Annotated in this window: 15 protein-coding genes; 1 reads left to right on the forward strand and 14 read right to left on the reverse strand. The window is 68.8% G+C overall.

The features are described from left to right. Positions 1-189: 189 nt before the first annotated feature. Entirely contained in the window at positions 190-1,623 is a 1,434-nt protein-coding gene (dacB, locus tag AC1VNM_RS23125) for a D-alanyl-D-alanine carboxypeptidase/D-alanyl-D-alanine endopeptidase (RefSeq protein WP_483108448.1), read from the forward strand. Between the two features lie 13 nt (positions 1,624-1,636). On the opposite strand, the gene AC1VNM_RS23130 is transcribed toward dacB, so the two are convergent. The 14 genes from AC1VNM_RS23130 to AC1VNM_RS23195 form a co-directional block, all read right to left on the reverse strand. Further along, positions 1,637-2,266 carry a hypothetical protein gene (locus AC1VNM_RS23130; RefSeq protein WP_377158568.1) on the reverse strand — a complete coding sequence of 210 codons (630 nt, stop codon included), beginning with the start codon at positions 2,264-2,266 and terminating at the stop codon, positions 1,637-1,639. Between the two features lie 69 nt (positions 2,267-2,335). Next, complete coding sequence (locus AC1VNM_RS23135; RefSeq protein ID WP_377158566.1) at positions 2,336-3,388, reverse strand: S66 peptidase family protein; 1,053 nt, start codon at positions 3,386-3,388, stop codon at positions 2,336-2,338. A gap of 18 nt (positions 3,389-3,406) precedes the next feature. Then, positions 3,407-4,045, reverse strand: a complete 639-nt coding sequence (locus tag AC1VNM_RS23140) for a M15 family metallopeptidase (protein WP_483108449.1) — start codon at positions 4,043-4,045, stop codon at positions 3,407-3,409. Between the two features lie 40 nt (positions 4,046-4,085). Continuing rightward, positions 4,086-4,985, reverse strand: coding sequence for a LysR family transcriptional regulator (locus AC1VNM_RS23145; protein WP_431101093.1), 900 nt, complete (start codon positions 4,983-4,985; stop codon positions 4,086-4,088). 105 nt (positions 4,986-5,090) lie between these two features. Continuing rightward, a complete protein-coding gene (locus AC1VNM_RS23150; RefSeq protein ID WP_483108450.1) occupies positions 5,091-6,689 on the reverse strand; it encodes an ABC transporter substrate-binding protein in 1,599 nt (532 codons plus the stop codon). A 94-nt stretch (positions 6,690-6,783) separates the two neighbouring features. Next, complete coding sequence (locus tag AC1VNM_RS23155; protein ID WP_483108451.1) at positions 6,784-7,116, reverse strand: type II toxin-antitoxin system RelE family toxin; 333 nt, start codon at positions 7,114-7,116, stop codon at positions 6,784-6,786. After that, the gene (locus AC1VNM_RS23160; protein WP_483108452.1) at positions 7,103-7,354 is read right to left on the reverse strand and encodes a type II toxin-antitoxin system prevent-host-death family antitoxin; all 252 of its coding nucleotides are present in this window, start codon (positions 7,352-7,354) and stop codon (positions 7,103-7,105) included. Before AC1VNM_RS23160 ends, AC1VNM_RS23155 begins: the two co-directional genes overlap by 14 nt. A 235-nt stretch (positions 7,355-7,589) precedes the next feature. Continuing rightward, positions 7,590-8,576 (reverse strand): peptide ABC transporter ATP-binding protein, encoded by a 987-nt coding sequence (locus AC1VNM_RS23165; RefSeq protein ID WP_483108453.1) that lies wholly within the window; start codon positions 8,574-8,576, stop codon positions 7,590-7,592. Next, positions 8,573-9,517 (reverse strand): ABC transporter ATP-binding protein, encoded by a 945-nt coding sequence (locus AC1VNM_RS23170; protein WP_483108454.1) that lies wholly within the window; start codon positions 9,515-9,517, stop codon positions 8,573-8,575. The genes AC1VNM_RS23165 and AC1VNM_RS23170 overlap by 4 nt, the downstream gene beginning before the upstream one ends. Next, positions 9,517-10,428, reverse strand: a complete 912-nt coding sequence (locus AC1VNM_RS23175; protein WP_483108455.1) for an ABC transporter permease subunit — start codon at positions 10,426-10,428, stop codon at positions 9,517-9,519. Before AC1VNM_RS23175 ends, AC1VNM_RS23170 begins: the two co-directional genes overlap by 1 nt. 87 nt (positions 10,429-10,515) lie before the next feature. Continuing rightward, positions 10,516-11,520 (reverse strand): ABC transporter permease subunit, encoded by a 1,005-nt coding sequence (locus AC1VNM_RS23180; protein ID WP_431101098.1) that lies wholly within the window; start codon positions 11,518-11,520, stop codon positions 10,516-10,518. A gap of 45 nt (positions 11,521-11,565) precedes the next feature. Beyond that, positions 11,566-12,414 carry an N-acetylmuramoyl-L-alanine amidase gene (locus AC1VNM_RS23185; RefSeq protein ID WP_377158555.1) on the reverse strand — a complete coding sequence of 283 codons (849 nt, stop codon included), beginning with the start codon at positions 12,412-12,414 and terminating at the stop codon, positions 11,566-11,568. After that, on the reverse strand, positions 12,411-13,349 hold the full coding sequence (locus tag AC1VNM_RS23190; protein WP_483108456.1) for an N-acetylglucosamine kinase: 939 nt from the start codon (positions 13,347-13,349) through the stop codon (positions 12,411-12,413). Before AC1VNM_RS23190 ends, AC1VNM_RS23185 begins: the two co-directional genes overlap by 4 nt. 278 nt (positions 13,350-13,627) lie before the next feature. Next, positions 13,628-16,081 carry a TonB-dependent receptor gene (locus AC1VNM_RS23195; RefSeq protein ID WP_483108457.1) on the reverse strand — a complete coding sequence of 818 codons (2,454 nt, stop codon included), beginning with the start codon at positions 16,079-16,081 and terminating at the stop codon, positions 13,628-13,630. Between the last annotated feature and the right edge of the window lie 227 nt (positions 16,082-16,308).

Genomic DNA, 16,308 nt, shown 5'->3' on the forward strand with positions numbered 1-16,308 from the left:
ACTGGGGTCGTCCGATGCGCGGCCGACCCTTGGGGTGCTGTGTTGCGAGCTGTGAATGATCTTCAAGCACGAGCGGTTTTCACCGTCATAGGAACGTCACCCATTTGTTGTTTCCGTCCCGATGAATGCTTGTCTCGCGCGTATAACCTGCGGGAATGCAGCGGGGCCGGGAATATACAGTCGCTGCTCATGCGATCGATCCCCGCCTTCGTGCTCCTGGTTGCCGCGCTCGCGACGAGCGGCTGCGCCACCTTCGTCGACACCCCGCCCGCGCCGGTCGAGACCGCGCTGCGACAGGCCGGCGTGCCGGCGTCGTCGCTGGCGGTGGTGGCCTATCCGCTGGACGCGCCGGGCACCGGGCTGCGCCTGAACGCGGACCGGCCGATGGCGCCGGCCTCGACGATGAAGACGATCACCGCGGTGGTGGCGCTGGACCGGCTCGGTCCCAACAGTCGGGGACAGACGCAGCTGCTGGCCGCGGGCGAGGTGCGCGACGGCCGCCTCGACGGACCGCTGGTGCTCAAGGGCGGCGGCGACGCGGACCTCGACTGGCCCGCGCTGTGGGCGTTGCTGCGCGAGGTGCGCGAGCGCCACGGCGTGCGCGACCTGGCCGGGGGCATCGTCGTCGATCGCGGCCTGTTCAACCCGGCGCGCCTCGACATCGGCGCGCCGCGTTTCGACGAGCAGGCCGAGTTCCCGTACAACGTCATTCCGGATGCGCTGCACCTCAACGGCAGCCTGCTGCAGTACGACTTCTGGTCCGACGACCGGGGCCTGACGGTGCGGCCGTATCCGCAGTTCGGCGGGCTCGCGATCGACGCCAGCGCGGTCCGGCTGAACGACAAGCCGTGCAAGGACTGGGACGACGGCTGGAAGCCGTCGCGCTTCGAGGCGCTGCCCGACGGCGGCGGACGCCTGGTGCTGGCCGGCGAGTTCCCGCGCGGGTGCCAGGTCTCGCAATCGCTGAACGTGCTGGACCGCCAGTGGGAGACGGCCCAGGCGCTGCGGCAGCTGTGGGGTTCGCTGGGCGGCACGCTGTCGGGCGAGATCCGCGAGGGCGCGACGCCCGAAGGCGCCCGCGTGTTGGCGCAGCACCGCGACCGCCCGCTGGCCGAGCTGCTGCGGCCGGTGCTGAAGTCCTCGGACAACGCGCTGGCGCGGATGCTGTTCCTGCGGCTCGGCGCCTCGGCGGCGCAGCCCGGCGAGGACACCCGCGAGGCCGCCGCACGCGTCGTGCGCGAGTGGTTCGCCGCGCAGAAGATCGACACCACCGGCCTGACGCTGGAGAACGGCTCCGGCCTGTCGCGCAGCGAGCGTGCCTCGGCGGCACAGCTGGCGGCGATGCTGCAGGCGTCGGCCCGCGGCGCGCACGGCCCCGAGTTGCTGGCCACCTTGCCGGTCGCGGGCGTCGACGGCACGCTGGTCCGTCGCATGAAGGGCACCGCGGCCGAGGGCCGCGCGCGGATGAAGACCGGCACCTTGCGCGACGTCGTGGCGCTGGCCGGCTTCGTGCCGGACTCGACCGGCAAGACCTGGATCGTGGTCGCGATCGTCAACGACGATCAGGCGGCCAAGGCGCGTCCGGCGATCGACGCGCTGGTGGACTGGGTGGCGCGGCGCTGATCCGCGTGACGGGTCAGAAGCGACGCCACGGGGCGCGACTGGCCTGCGGCAGATAGCGATCGAGCAAGCGCAGGACATCGCCGCCGACGGCGGGATCGCTGCAGCTTTCCAACCGGTCCATGAGCGCGTTGAACTGGTCGCGATCCGGCAGCGGCAGCTGTCTCACAGGGTCGAACCGGCCCTGCTCGTACGCGTTGAAGAACGCATTCCGGTGGTGCAGGAAAAAGACCATCGCCTGCTGGGCGGGGTCCTGGGCGACCTGTTCGATCGGCCGGCCATCCTTGTTGCCGATGCTCAGGAGGATGCGCTGGTTGGCGGACCAGATCCGATCGAACTGGGCGAGGCGTTCTTCGATGCCCGTCACATTGCCGGCCTGCGCCCGCGCCTTCACCCCTTTCGCCATGGTCTCGAGGTGCAGTCCCCATCCCCGCAGCGCCTCTCGCACCTGCGGCGTATAGGCGGTCGTCAGCGTCGCGGCGGCCCACCGCAGCCCGATGCGCCAGGTGCTTTCCCAATGGAGCGCAGCCTGCGCCAGTTCATCAGGGGTTCTTGAGACGCCAGCTGTGGCGGGGGTCGCGGTGCCGTCCGCCCACAGGCTGGCCGGCGGTGTCGCGGGGATGAATTCGGGAGCTGCCGGGTCCATGACAGCACCTTTCGGAAGAGTGGAGACGCCCGGTCAGTGGGCTGGGCCCACCGCGTCATCCGCGACCCTTCAGCGCACCGCCGGCGACAACAGGCGCAGCGTGCCGGCCCGTGCGTCCATCTCGGCGGGCTGGCCCACCGGCACGGTGAACTTGCGCTTGATGTGGCCGATCATCGCGCCGCGGTAGACGGGCACGTTCAGCGGCAGGAAGTAGTCGTCGAAGACCTCGTCCAGCGTCAGCGTGCCGAAGTTGCCGTCGCCCGGTCCGCACTGCGTGAACTTGCCCAGCACGACGCCGGCGAGCTGGTCCAGCGCGCCGCACAGGCGCAGCGTCGAGAGCATGCGGTCGACGCGATAGATGTACTCGTTGACCTCTTCCAGGAACAGGATCGCGCCGCGGGTGTCGGGGAAGAAGGGCGAGCCCGCCAGCGAGCTCAGCACCGCCAGGTTGCCGCCGACCAGCGGCCCGCGCGCGAGGCCCGGACGCAGCGTGCTGATGCGGTCCTCGCGCTGGACCAGGTTGGCGCCGCGCTCGCCCTGCGGGTTCTGCAGCAGGTCCGCCTGCGCGTCCATCGCGACGGCGCGGAAGTGCTGGAGGGAGAACTCGTTCCACTCCGAGCCCGCGACCGGGCAATGGAAGGTGATCAGCCCCGTCTGCCGGTGGATCGCGTTGACCAGGCTGGTCAGGTCCGAGAAGCCGCCGAAGAACTTCGGCTTGCGGCGGATCAGCGCGTAGTTCAGCTTGTCGACGATGCGGTTGCAGCCCGAGCCGCCGGTCAGCGCCAGGATGCCGGCCACGTCGTCGTCGGCGAAGAAGTCGTTGATGTCGGCCGCGCGCTGGACGTCGGTGCCGCCGAACTGGCCGTAGCGCCCGCGCACGTTGGCGCCGAGCTTGACCTTGAAGCCGAGCGCCTCGAGCGACTCGACGGCGATCTCCAGCGGCTCGCGCTCGTAGGTGGCGTTGGCGGGGCTGACGAGGCCGATCGTGTCACCGACCTTCAGCCGCCGTGCGCGCAGCGGCTCGGGCAGGGCCTTCTGGGCTTGTGCGGCTGGCAGCGCGCCGAGCGCGGTGGCCGCCGCAGTGGCGGCGCCGGTCAGGATCTGGCGACGGGAAGCGGTCATGGAGTCTCCGGAAGACGCTCAGATCACCAGCGGCAGCTCGCGGCGGACGCGTTCGCGGTCGCCGAAGTCGAAGTGCCACCACTCGGTGCTGATGGTCTGGAAGCCGGCGTGGCGCATCGCCGCGCGCAGCCAGCCGCGGTGGCGGAGCTGGTCGGCGGTGAGGCCGCCGGTGGCGAGCTGCTCGGCCTCGAACTCGGGGTGCGAGGCCGGCGTCATCTCGTCGAAGCCGGTGCCCATGTCGAGCTCGCGGCCCTCGGCGTCGAGCAGCGTGACGTCGACCGCCATGCCGAACGAATGGATCGAGCGCCGCGCCGGATGCGCGAGGTACCGGGTCAGCGGCGTGCCTTCGAGTTCGGCCCACAGCGCCTCCTGCACGCGCTGCGGCCGCAGCGCGTCCAGCACGACCAGCGTCACGCCGGGGCAGTGGCGGCCAAGGTAGGCGGCCGCTTGCGCAACGGCATCCGCCGACTCGCGGCGCAGGTAGGCGCAGTCCAGTCCGCCGTAGACGTTGCGGCCGACGAAGTTGTCGGGCGTCGCGTAGCGCAGGTCCACCGCGATGCCGGGGATCGTCAGCAGCGAGCGGAACTCCGTGTGCGCGGCGATCTCCTCGCAGGGGATGGGCGGTGGCGGGGCGGTGGCGGCGTCGTCCGGGGTCATGCGAAGCAAGGCGTGGAAAGGGAGCAGGCGCTGCGGCGCGTCACTCCAGGCTCTCGAGGTTGGCGCGGGCGGCATCCCGCAGGTAGGTGACGAGCCGGCGCGCCGCTTGCGCCAGCGGTGCGCTGGCGGAGGTCAGCAGGTACAGCTGGATGCTCATCGACGGCGCCAGCGGGCGGACCTTCACGCGGGTGCGGTCGGCCGAGGCGGCGGTGAAGGGATCGACGGCGGTCATGCCGACGCCGGCTTCCACCAGCGCGCGGGCGAGCTGGTAGGTCTGGACGGTGATGCGGCTGTCGAGGTGGCGGCCCTCGGCCTCGCTGGCGTTGTGCAGCATGTGGCCGAGCGGGTCGTCCTCGGCCATCGCGATCAGCTCGGACTGGATCTCCTCCAGCGGCAGCGGGCCGGTGCCTTGCGCCTCGGGGCTGTGCATGGGACACAGCGCCATCATCGTGCCGCTGGCCAGCACCTCGGCCTTGATGCCGGGGTGACGCGGGTCCTGCAGGCTGAGCGCGAGATCGGCCTCGCCGAGCAGTAGCGCGGAGACGATCTCGCGCGTGTGGTTGGTGCTGAGCTGGCAGCGGCTGCGCGGGAAGGCCTGCGCCCAGTGCGTCATCGCCGCGGGGATCACCGACGCGCCCAGCGTCGGCGTGGCCATCAGGCGCAGCGATTCGGATTCGCCGCTGCGCAGGTTGGCAGCCAGGCGCCGGATCGCGACGAGGTCGCGGTTGAGCTTGTCGATCTCGACGAAGAGCCGCTGCGCTTCCGGCGTCGGGTAGAGCTTGCCCCGGACGCGGTCGAACAGCGGCATGCCGAGCTGCAGCTCGCAGTGCTGCAGCACCTTGGTCACGGCGGGCTGGGAGATGTGCAGCAACTGCGCGGCGCCGCTGATCGTGCCGGCCTGCATGATCGCGTGGAAGACCTCAATGTGACGGAGCCTCATGCCGGCCCCCCGTCCGACGGGTACGTCGTCCGGCCCCCCGAGGGGGCCCGGCCCGGCGTGGGGCGGCCCGGCGCTCGGGCCGGCGCGCTAAGAAGGAGGGGAGGCTTATTCACGGTAGACGTTCTCGAAGACCACCCCGCCGTTCGGCTGCATCTTGAAGCCGCGCAAATCCTTGCTGGTGGGGATGTACACCGTCGAGTGTGCCATCGTGATCCATGGCCGTTCGCGCTTGAAGATCTCCTGGGCCTTCTCGTAGAGCGCGATCCGCTTGCCTTGATCGGCCGTGGCGCGGGCGGCGTCGATGAGGCGTTCGAATTCGGGGTTGCAGAACTTCACGCCGGACTTGTTGGTCGCGCAGCTGAGGTTGGGCGTCAGGAAGTCGTCGGCGTCGCCGCTCTCGCCGGACCAGCCGCTCATGTAGACGGTGTGTTCGCCGGCGTTGGCGCGCTTGAGGTACTCGCCCCATTCGTAGGTGCGGATCTGCGCGCGCACGCCGATGCGGGCCCAGTCCTGCTGGATCAGCTGCGCCATCAGCTGGCCGTTCGGATTGGTGGGCCGCGTGACCGGCAGCGCCCAGAGGTCGAGGTCCAGCCCGTTCGGGAAACCGGCCTGCTTGAGCAGCGCCTTGGCGCGATCGGGGTTGTATTCGTTCTTGATCGACCGGTTGTAGCCGGGGATCGCAGGCGGGAACGGATTCACCGCCTGCATCGCGTCGCCGCGCGGGAACAACGCGCGGAAGATCGCGTCGCGGTCGACGGCGATGTCCAGCGCCTCGCGCACGAGCCGGTTGTCGGTCGGCGCCTTGCGCAGGTTGAAGGACAGGTAGGAGATGTTGAGCGCCTGGATCTTCTCGAGCTTGATGCGTTCCGGATGGCGGTCGATCGCGGCCACGTCGATGTCGCGCAGCGGCGAGGTGATCTGGCACTCGCCCGCGAGCAGCTTCTGCACGCGGACCGGGGCCTCGCGGCTGATGCTGAAGATCAGCTTCTGCGTCTTCTGCGGCTCGCCCCAGTAGTCGGGGTTGCCTTCCATGCGGACGACGTCGTCCTTCGCATAGCTGCGGAAGCGATACGGACCGGTGCCGATGGGCAGGCGGTTGATCTGCGACGCCTTGCCGTCGCGCAGCAGCTGCTGGCCGTACTCCGCCGACTGGATGCCGGCGAAGGCCATCGCGAACCAGGTGACGAAGGTGACGTTGGGCTGCGCCAGCGTGAAGCGGACGGTGCGGTCGTCGAGCTTCTCCATCTTCGCGATCGCATTGGCCAGGCCGAGGTTCTGCGGATAGATGAAGTTGGCGGGGAAGGCCTTGTTGAACGGGTGCTCGCGGTCGAGGAAACGGCCGAAGGTGAAGAGCACGTCGTCGGCGTTGAACGCGCGCGTCGGCGTGAACCAGGGGCGGGTGTGGAAGCGGACGTTCTCGCGCAGCGTGAAGGTGAATTCGCGGGCGTCGGGGCTGATGGTCCAGCGGGTGGCGAGAGCCGGCTGCAGCGCGGTGCCGCCGCGCTCGAAGCGGACCAGCCCCTGGAACATCTGGTTGTTGACGTTGTTCGTGCTGGCCGAATCCCATAACCCCGGGTCGAAGCCCTCGGGGCTGGCGTCGGTGCAGTACACGAGCGGCTTGACCGCGGCGGCGCCGGCCGCGTGAGCGGCGGGGAATGCGGCGGACAGGAGCAGAGCCAGCGAGAGGGGGAGGACTGAGCGCATCGGGAGGAGGGCAAGCCGGCGCATTGTGGAAACGCCGCTCCCCAGGTCACAACTGAAATGGGCGGGTTGGACCATAACACTGGGTTATGTGGAATCAGTTGGCCTGCCTGATCCGGGAGAGCGTGAGCGCATAGGCAAGGCCGTCTTCCCGCTTCCCAATGCAGAAGACGATCACGATCAGGATGCCATCCTCGACGCGATAGATCAGGCGTATGCCTTGCTTGAGCAACTTGATCTTGTAGAAGCCTGCCAGTTCTCCATGAAGCGCAGACCCGGGCACGTGCGGCTTGTTCAATCGCTTGCCGAGCAGTCCTTTGAGAAGCTTCCGCACGGAGCCGTCCAGATTCAGCCACTCCCGCCATGCGTCCACATGGAAGCGGATGCCATAGCGGTGCCCTTTCAGCGGCTTTTCTTCAGAGGTCGTCAAAGTCCACCTCGACCAGCGGTGACTTGTCGGAAAGTCGCTCAATGGTCTTCCGGTAGGTGGCCTGATCGGCCAGGTCATCCATGACCGCTTCGTACAGGATCGGGTCCATCACGTAGAAGGCAGGCTTGCCACCGCGAAGCACCGTGATAGGTCGATGTTTCGCTGCTTCCAAGACGTTGCTCGTCTGCTTCTTGAATTCAGTCAGGCTGACGATCAGCTCGTGTTCGATCGTGTCCATATCGGCTCCTTGGGGCGAGTCGATTATGGGCGGGGTGCTTGAAGGAGGAGGGCACGGGCGGCCCGTTGCTGGCCAGGCGGTCTCGGGCAGACGGAATGACATGGAGGAGGCTCCAACGAATGGTGGGCAGCAATTTCACGCCTGTCCGATGTCGCCCGCAATCACCTCAACCAGCCGAATTGCTGACTCGAAAGCGCAGGTCGCTTTCACGCCTTCCATTCGATGTGATCAGTCCTCAAATCACATCGCAGGCCACAAGCCGCCCATCGATCTCCCGCAATTCCGGCCGCACCTCGGCGCAGCGCGCGACGGCCATCGGGCAGCGCTGATGGAACGCGCATCCCGTCGGCGGCTTCAGCGGGCTGGGCAGCTCGCCGTGGATGCGGATGCGCTGGCGGCGATCCGCCGGGCGCAGCGCCGGGGTGGCGCTGATCAGCGCCTGCGTGTACGGGTGCAGCGGCTTGGCGAAGACACGGCGCTTGTCGCCGTGCTCCACCACGCGGCCGAGGTACATCACCATCACCTCGTCCGCCACGTGCTCCACCACCGCCAGGTTGTGCGAGATGAACACGTAGCCGGTCCCGAACTCCTCCTGCAGGTCCATGAAGAGATTCAGGATCTGCGCCTGGATCGACAGGTCCAGTGCCGACGTCGGCTCGTCGGCGACGACGATGCCTGGTTGCATCACCATCGCCCGCGCGATGGCGATGCGCTGGCGTTGGCCGCCCGAGAACATGTGCGGGTAACGCTGCAGATGCTCCTGGCGCAGCCCCACCTTCGCGGCCAGCGCCTCGATGCGCTCCTGCCGCTCGGCGCGGCTCAGCGACGTGTTGATCACCAGCGGCTCCGCCAGCGTGGAGGCGATCGTCTTGCGCGGATTCAGCGCGGCGTACGGGTTCTGGAACACCATCTGCACGTCGCGCCGCAAGGCCTTGCGCGCCGACGCGTCGGCGGCGTCGCGGCCATGGATCCGCAGGTCGCCGGAGGTCGGCGTCTCGATCAGCGTCAGCGCCCGCGCCAGCGTGGACTTGCCGCAGCCCGATTCGCCGACCACGGCCAGCGTCTTGCCCGGCGACAGCGAGAAGCTCACGCCGTCGAGCGCCCGCACCGTCGCCTTCGGCGCGAGCCAGCCGCGGCTCACGCGGTAGTGCCGGGCGAGATCGCGCGCCACCAGCAGCGGTGCCGCATCGGCAGCGACCGGCTTGTCTGGCACGGCGCTCATGCGGTGGCCTCCTCGATCAAGGGATAGAAGCAGCGCACACCGTCGACGACCTCCGGACGCTCCGCGCGGCAGCGCGGCTGCACGCGCGGGCAGCGCGGCGAGAACAGGCATCCCGCCGGCCGGTCCAGCGCACCCGGCACGATGCCCGGCAGCGCCTGCAGCCGGCGCGCGCCGCGGTTGTGTTCCGGGATCGCCGCCATCAGCGCGGCCGTGTACGGATGCTGCGGGGACTCGAAGACATCGGGCAACGCGCCCGTTTCCACCACCTGGCCCGCGTACATGACGGCGACGCGCTGCGCCATCTCCGCCACCACCGCCAGGTCGTGCGTGATCATCACCAGCGCCATGCCCTGCTCGCGCTGCAGGCGCAGCAGCAGGTCCATGATCTGCGCCTGGATCGTGACGTCGAGCGCCGTCGTCGGCTCGTCGGCGATCAGCAGCTTCGGCGAGCACGCGATCGCCAGCGCGATCATCACGCGCTGGTTCATGCCGCCGGAAAGTTCGTGCGGATAGGCCTTCAGCCGGCTCGCGGCGTCGGGGATCTCGACCTGCTCCAGCAGCTCCGTCGCGCGCTGGCGCGCCGCGGCGCCGCGCAGGCCCAGGTGGGCGCGCAACACTTCCTCGAGCTGGTGGCCGACGGTGTAGCTCGGGTTGAGGCTCGCCAACGCGTCCTGGAACACCATCGCGATGTCCTTGCCGATCAGCCGGCGCCGCTGCGAGGCGCTCATGCCCAGCAAGTCCTGACCCTGGAAGCGCAGCGCGGTCGCGCTCACCTGTCCGGGCGGATCGATCAATCCCATCAGCGCCATCATGCTGACGGACTTGCCGGAGCCGGACTCGCCGACGATGCCCAGCACCTCGCCCGGCGCGACGTCAAGGTCGACGCCGTCCACCGCCGGGAACGCGCCGAAGCGCACGCGCAGGTCGCGGATCTCCAGCATCACGAGACCCTCTTCAGGCGGGGGTCGAGCGCGTCGCGCAGCCCGTCGCCCATCAGGTTGACGCTGAGCACCGACAGCAGGATCGCCAGTCCCGGCAGCGTCACCACCCACGGGGCGCGGACGATGTAGTCGCGCGCGGACGAGAGCATCGTGCCCCACTCCGCCATCGGCGCCTGCACGCCCAGGCCGAGGAAGCCGAGGCCCGCCGCCTCGAGGATCGCCGCCGAGAAGCTCAGCGACGCGTTGACGATCAGCGGCGCCAGGCAGTTCGGCAGCACTGCCGAGAACATCAGCCGCCAGGTCGACGCGCCGGCCACGCGGCTGGCGGTCACGTAGTCCTTGCCGAGCTCCGCCAGCGCCGCGGCGCGGGTGAGCCGGACGTACTCCGGCAGGCTGCCGACGGCGATCGCGATCACCGTGTTCGTCAGCCCCGGGCCGAGCACGGTGATCACGCAGATCGCCAGCAGCAGCCCCGGCAGCGCCAGCATCACGTCCATCACGCGCATGACGACCGGGGCGAGCAGGCGTTGATGGAACGCCGCCAGCAATCCCAGCAGCACGCCGGGGATCAGCGACAGCACGACCGACGCCAGGCCGATGCCCAGCGACACGCGCGCGCCGTGCAGCAGCCGCGAGAGCAGGTCGCGGCCGAGCTCGTCGGTGCCCAGCAGGAAACGGGTCTGTCCGCCGTCCATCCAGATCGGCGGCGTCAGCATGTGCTCGCGGTACTGCCGGACGGGATCGTGCGGTGCGATCCAGGGCGCGAGCAGCGCCGCCAGCGCGAGCAGCGTGAAGACGACCAGCGCGACGAGCGCGCCGCGGTTGGCGCTGAAGCCGCGCCAGAACTCGGCGAAGGGGCCGGGCGGCGCGACCGCCGCCGGGGCGGATGAGGTGGTGGGGAGGGCGCTCATGGTCGTCTCATCCCTGCCATGTCCGCCGCCGGGCCGCCCCAAGGCGGACTGCGCCCCTCGGGGGCAAGAGCGGAGCGACTGGGGAGCTCATTTTCTGATGCGCGGGTTCACCACGCCGTACAGCAGGTCCACCAGCAGGTTGACCGCGATGAAGGTGCAGGCCGAGATCAGGATCCCCGCCTGCACCACCGGATAGTCGCGCCGCGCGATCGCGTCGATCAGCCACTTGCCGATGCCGGGCCAGCTGAAGATGGTCTCGGTCAGCACCGCGCCGGCCAGCAGGCTGCCGACCTTCAATCCGATCACCGTGATCACCGGGATCAGCGCGTTGCGCAGGCCGTGCACCAGCACCACCCGCGCCGGCGACAGGCCGCGCGCGCGGGCGCTGCGCATGTAGTCCTCGCGCAGCACTTCCAGCAGGCTGGAGCGCGTCATCCGCGCGATCACCGCCATCGTGCTGGTGCCCAGCACCAGCGCCGGCAGCAGCAGGTGCCGCAGCGCCGATCGCCACGCGCCTGCTTCGTCGTGCAAGGCCGCGTCGATCAGCATGAAGCCGGTGACGCGCTGGACGTCGTACTCGACCGCGATGCGGCCCGATACCGGCGTCCAGCCCAGGCCCACCGAGAAGAACATGATGAGGATCAGCCCCCACCAGAACACCGGCATCGAGTAGCCGACCGTCGCCACGCCCATCACGCCCTGGTCCAGCAGCGAGCCGCGTCGCAGCGCCGCGCCGGTGCCCAGCGCCATGCCGAGCACGATCGCCAGCAGCAGCGCGAAGAGCGCCAGTTCCGCCGTGGCCGGGAAGAGCGCGAGGAACTCGTGCGACACCGGCTCGTGCGAGACCAGCGAGCGTCCCAGGTCGCCGTGCAGCAACCCGCCGACGTAGTCCGCGTACTGGCGCCACAGCGGCTGGTCCAGGCCGAGCTCGTGCATCAGCCGCGCGTGGGTGGCGTCGTCGAGCGCGCGCTCGCCCATCATGATCGCGATCGGATCGCCCGGCACCAGCCGGATGAGGCCGAAGGCGACCAGCGTCACGCCGATCAGGGTCGGCAGCAACGAGGCCAGGCGGCGGAGGAGGAAGTTCAGCAAGGCGGGCGGCGGCGGGCGTGCGGGGACGGGGTCAGCGGGGAACCATCAATACTCTGAACGCGGCCGGCTGTCCGCCGGCAGCGGCTTCTTCATCAGCAGGCCGCCGGGCGTCGTGACGACCTCCAGCAGCGCGGCCGTCTCGGCGTCCATGTTCCCGGAGAAGTCGGCGGGCCGGTACTTCATCTGGAAGGTGCTGATCACCTCGCGCGTGGCGGTGTCCAGCATCCCGGTCTGCGGCGTCTGATAGCCCACTTGCGCGAGCCGCTTCTGGAACCAGACGGCGTCCGGCACCGGCCCGACCTGGTAGATCGCCTGCTTGATCTGGACCTGCGTCGCGTCGGGCCAGGCGATCAGGCCGGCGTCGGCGAGCTGCTTCCACGGGAACTCCGGACCCGGGTCCTGCTTGCGGCCCGGTGCGATGTCGTTGTGGCCGAGGATGCGGTCCGAGCGGATGCCGTGGCGCGCGACGATCTCCTTGACCAGTTTGATCACGTCGTCGATCTGTTCCTGCGGATACGGCGCGTAGACGCGGCCCATCGGCGTCTCGGTGAAGCCGGGGTTCACGATCTCGATGCCGATCGAGGCCGAGTTCAGGTTGGTCGCGCCGCCCCAGTAGCTGACGCCGCCGTGCCAGGCGCGGCGGTTCTCGTCGACCAGCTGGTAGACCTTGGAGGGCTTCTCCTGCACCAGGTAGTGGGCCGAGACCTTGCCGCCGGTGGTCAGCACCTTCATCGACTTGTCGAAGTCGAGCACCGTGTAATGGAGGATCAGGAACTGCGCGCGGCTGTCCTGGTTCTCGGAGACGTGGGTGCGATCGATCTGCAACGTGCTCGTGGGCGTGGCGCAGGCCGCCAGCAGCGCGGCGGCGGCGAGGGTCAGGAGCTTGGTTTTCATGAGGCGAGCGCGGCCCGCCTCGCGGCGGCCAAAGCGGTGTCGGGTTGATGAACGGTGAGGGACAGGTCTTGCGGGAGGGCGTCGCGCAGGCCTGATTCGATCGCGGGATGCAATTGCAGCACACGTCCGGCGGCGCTGACGGGACGCACGCCCAGACGGCGCACGAGCGCCAGCGGCAGCCGGGCGAGTTCGCGGCCGGCGCGATGCAGCAGGGCCAGCGCGTCGGCGTCGTCATCCGCCGCGGCGCGCGCGACGGCCAGCGCCAAACGGCCGATCGAGCCCCGGCGTGCCGCGCTGTCGCCGCCGTACATGAAGGCACGCGTCGTCGGCCAGTCGGCGCCGCCGAGTTCGTCGAAGAGATGCTGCGCGAGCCGAGAATCGTTCCAGGCGCCGGGTGATTCGTCCTCGCGGCGCCAGACCAGCGCGAGCGCCTCGCGCGCGATCCACTGGCCGCCGCCTTCGTCGCCCAGCAGCGGACCGCGGCCGCCGGCGCGGTGCAGCGTGCCGGCCTCGTCGATGAAGGCCGCGATCGCGCCGGTGCCGGCGTAGACGAGGTACCCCTCGCCGGGTCGGAACAGCGCATGCCAGGCCTGGGCGATGTCGCTGTCGCACTGGATCTGCGCCGGCGCCAGGCCCAGCTGTTGCGCGAGCAGCGCCCGCAGCTGCCGACCGGCGGGGCCGTCCGGTTCGCCGAGTCCGGTGATGCCGGCCTGAAGCCCGTGCAGCGCGCCGGGCGCCGCATGCGACAGCACCGCGGCGGCGAGCGATTGCAGCGTCTGCGTCAGCACGACGCGGCCGGCGCTGGTGTCCAGCAGCAGCGCGGTGAATCCGCCGACCTCGCCGCGTGCGACCAGGGTGCCGTCGGGGCGGGCGAGGGCCCAGCGTGTCTGTGTGCCGCCGGCGTCCAGGCCCAGTCCCAGCGGCCCGGATGACATGCCCGCGCGTACCGGCGCTGGGCGGTCAGGCGCGAGGGAATCGGCGGTGGCGGAGGGCGTCGGACTCATGGCGGCGTTGGCGCGCGGAGCTTACGAGGGGCTCCGTGCGTTTGCAATTGTCAATGCGCGTGGCAGGTATGAGTCAGGCTCATGGGCCGGAGAGGGTCAGGCATCGCTTCGCGGCGGGGCCTGTACCGCCGGCGGCCGGACGAAAAAAAACCGCGCCGGAAGGGCGCGGTTTTCGTGCGGAGCGGCCGGAGCCGCTTCGGTGCGACGACTTAGAAGTCGGCGCTCAGGTTCATTGACACGAAGCGCGGGGCGCCCAGGTAGTAGAAGACCGTGTTGGCGTTCTGGTTGTAGGTCGTGCCGCCGAGTCCGCGATATGCCACGGCATTGACCACCGTGCCCGAGCTCGGGTTGCGGTACTGGGCGTTGCCGATGTTGCTCACGTTCAGGCGCAGCTGGATGTTCTTGAGCCAGTCCTTGACGTTGCCGAAGTTGTAGCCGGCGTCGACGTCGCCGACCCAGTACGCCGGCACTTCCTCGTCATTCATCAGCGTGGCCTGCTGCTTGCCGGTGCGCTTGACCTTCAGGCGGGCATAGAACGGACCGTAGGTGTATTGCACCGAGCCGGCCAGGATCATGTCCGGCGTCAGCGTCATTTCCTTGCCCTTGGTGGGCAGGAAGACCTGCTGACCATTGACGACGGAGACCGGCAGGTCGTCCTTCACCTTGCTCTTCTGCACGGTCAGCGACGCGTAGGCGGAGAAGCCCTTGAACGTGCCCGTGCCGGCTTCCATTTCCAGGCCGTGGGTCTTCACGCGACCGATGTTCGTGTACACGCTGTTGAGCGTGTTCGGATCGTAGGCGTTGCCTTGGCGGTCCTTGAAGTCCACGTTGAACACCGTCGCCGACAGCGAGATGTCCTTGGTCTGGAAACGGTAGCCGAGGTCGGTGTTGATCGAGGTCTCGGCCTTCGGTGCCAGGCGCAGGCTGGCGACGTTCTGGGCGTTCACGTTCACGTTCGAGCCGGTGAACGCGAAGTTCGGCGGCGCGCGGAAGTTCTTCGCGACGTTCATGAAGACCTGCTGGCTGGGCGTGAGCTGGTAGCGCACGCCGACCTGCGGCAGGAACTCGTTGAAGGACTTCTGGAAGTTGTAGTCCGCGGTCACGCCTTCGTTGGCGAAGTTCTTGACGTCACGCTTCACGTAGGGGGTGCGGAAGCCCAGCATCAGCAGGCCCTTGTCTTCGGCGAACGACCAGTTGTCGTTGGCGTAGAACTGGCCGGAAGTGCTGATGGTCTGCCAGTCGCGGCCCTGATAGCGGCTGCCGTCCGGACGCAGGATGTAGTCGGTGTTCAGCCAGACGCTGGACAGCTCGCCGGCGTCGCTCACGCGCACGCCCGGCTGGGTCTGCTTGTGATTGGCGCGCTCGAACCAGACACCGGCCTTCAGCGCGTGGTCGCCCAGCTGCGTGTTGATTTCGGTGGTGATGCCGGGCCGCACGGTGCGGGTCACCGAGGCGCGGCCGATGATCAGGGTGTCGAGCGTGTCGCCGTCACCGTTCAGATCCTGGCTGACCTTGGTGCCGGTGGCCGGATTCAGGAAGGTGTTGGTTTCCGCCAGCGTGGTCTGCTGCACGCCACCGTTGCCGAAGCCGTACCAGAGGTAGGGCTGGACCTTCAGGTAGGTGTTCTCGGCCACCTTGAACGAGCCCGACACGGACACGATCGCGTTCTCGAACGGGTTGTTGGCCAGCTTGTAGTAGGCCGGCGAGGGCAGGTAACCCGTGGCGCCTTCGTTCTGGGCCGTGCCCCGCACCGGGGTCAGGTGGCCGGGGAACTTCGTCGAGAAGTCGAAGTTGTAGCCGTTGGCCCGCAACTGGGCCAGGCTGATGCTGTTGATGTTGTTGTTGATCGCGCGGTTGTAGAGGACCGAGCCCAGGATCACGTTGTCCTGATTGAGGTCCCAGCGGAACGCGGCGTCGATGTGGTCCTTCTTGGCCTGGCCGTCGCCCTTCCACTTGTCAGCCTCGGTGTGCGAGTAGCTGATGAACACCTTGGCGCTGTTGTTGAGGAAGCGGCCGGTGTCGTAGCGCAGGAAGGAGCGGATGTAGCGCAGTTCGCCGAAGCCCTGGCTGACGCGGATGCGTTGCTTGTCTTCCGGGTCGCAACTGGTGACGGTGATGTTGCCGCCCGTGGCGCCGGCATTGGGCGAGTCCACGTCCGGGGTGCCTTGCGCCAGCGACTGGGTGCAGAGGTTTTCCTGGTCCGCGTATTCCTGCGGATAGACGGCATAGCCGCCCGAGTCGTTGACGGGCACGCCGTTGATGATCATGCCCATCTGGTCGGAGCCGAAGCCGCGGACCGTCAGGCCGCCGCCGAACAGGCCGGTACCGTCGTAGTTGAACGTGTTCACGCCCGGCAGCAGGGCCAGCGCCTGGAACGGGTTGCCGGAGGCACGGTCCTTGTCGATCGCCTCGCGGGTGACGGTGGAACGGCTCTTGGCCGTGTCCTCGTTCAGCATCTGGCCGGCGGCCAGCTTGCCGCCGCTGCCCACGATCGTGATCGTGCCCAGACGGACCTTGTCTTCCTTGGCGCGCGGCGCGCCGTCATCGGCGGACGTGTCGGCGTCCTTCTTGGCTTCCTGGGCCATGGCCGGCATGACGGCGACCAATGCCGCGGCGGCTGCCAAGGCGGTTTTGCGGAAACCGGACCAATTCTTCTGACTCATTCCTGCGCTCCTGTGCGACGAGACCAAACTGAACTAACAACTGAAACCCTGGTGCAGCTGGGGAGGGCTTCCCGCCCCTCCGTCGGCAGATTCTTCGCGCAACCGTTTTCGTCTATCGAAGTCTTGAACTTCTCAAGCTCGCAAACGTTTTACGTTGGTTTTTCCGGCCCAGGAAAACATCCTCGGCCAAGCTCTGCTCGTACCAGCCCGCGTGTGTCGGGAGCCGT

The sequence above is a fragment of the Mitsuaria sp. MSU3D genome (assembly GCF_056867975.1).

What these genes read in the sequence shown, in the direction of transcription:
- dacB (WP_483108448.1), top strand. Translation starts at nt 190, where the DNA reads ATGCGATCGATCCCCGCCTTCGTGCTCCTGGTTGCCGCGCTCGCGACG.
- AC1VNM_RS23130 (WP_377158568.1), bottom strand. Translation starts at nt 2,266, where the DNA reads ATGGACCCGGCAGCTCCCGAATTCATCCCCGCGACACCGCCGGCCAGC.
- AC1VNM_RS23135 (WP_377158566.1), bottom strand. Translation starts at nt 3,388, where the DNA reads ATGACCGCTTCCCGTCGCCAGATCCTGACCGGCGCCGCCACTGCGGCG.
- AC1VNM_RS23140 (WP_483108449.1), bottom strand. Translation starts at nt 4,045, where the DNA reads ATGACCCCGGACGACGCCGCCACCGCCCCGCCACCGCCCATCCCCTGC.
- AC1VNM_RS23145 (WP_431101093.1), bottom strand. Translation starts at nt 4,985, where the DNA reads ATGAGGCTCCGTCACATTGAGGTCTTCCACGCGATCATGCAGGCCGGC.
- AC1VNM_RS23150 (WP_483108450.1), bottom strand. Translation starts at nt 6,689, where the DNA reads ATGCGCTCAGTCCTCCCCCTCTCGCTGGCTCTGCTCCTGTCCGCCGCA.
- AC1VNM_RS23160 (WP_483108452.1), bottom strand. Translation starts at nt 7,354, where the DNA reads ATGGACACGATCGAACACGAGCTGATCGTCAGCCTGACTGAATTCAAG.
- AC1VNM_RS23165 (WP_483108453.1), bottom strand. Translation starts at nt 8,576, where the DNA reads ATGAGCGCCGTGCCAGACAAGCCGGTCGCTGCCGATGCGGCACCGCTG.
- AC1VNM_RS23170 (WP_483108454.1), bottom strand. Translation starts at nt 9,517, where the DNA reads ATGCTGGAGATCCGCGACCTGCGCGTGCGCTTCGGCGCGTTCCCGGCG.
- AC1VNM_RS23175 (WP_483108455.1), bottom strand. Translation starts at nt 10,428, where the DNA reads ATGAGCGCCCTCCCCACCACCTCATCCGCCCCGGCGGCGGTCGCGCCG.
- AC1VNM_RS23185 (WP_377158555.1), bottom strand. Translation starts at nt 12,414, where the DNA reads ATGAAAACCAAGCTCCTGACCCTCGCCGCCGCCGCGCTGCTGGCGGCC.
- AC1VNM_RS23190 (WP_483108456.1), bottom strand. Translation starts at nt 13,349, where the DNA reads ATGTCATCCGGGCCGCTGGGACTGGGCCTGGACGCCGGCGGCACACAG.
- AC1VNM_RS23195 (WP_483108457.1), bottom strand. Translation starts at nt 16,081, where the DNA reads ATGAGTCAGAAGAATTGGTCCGGTTTCCGCAAAACCGCCTTGGCAGCC.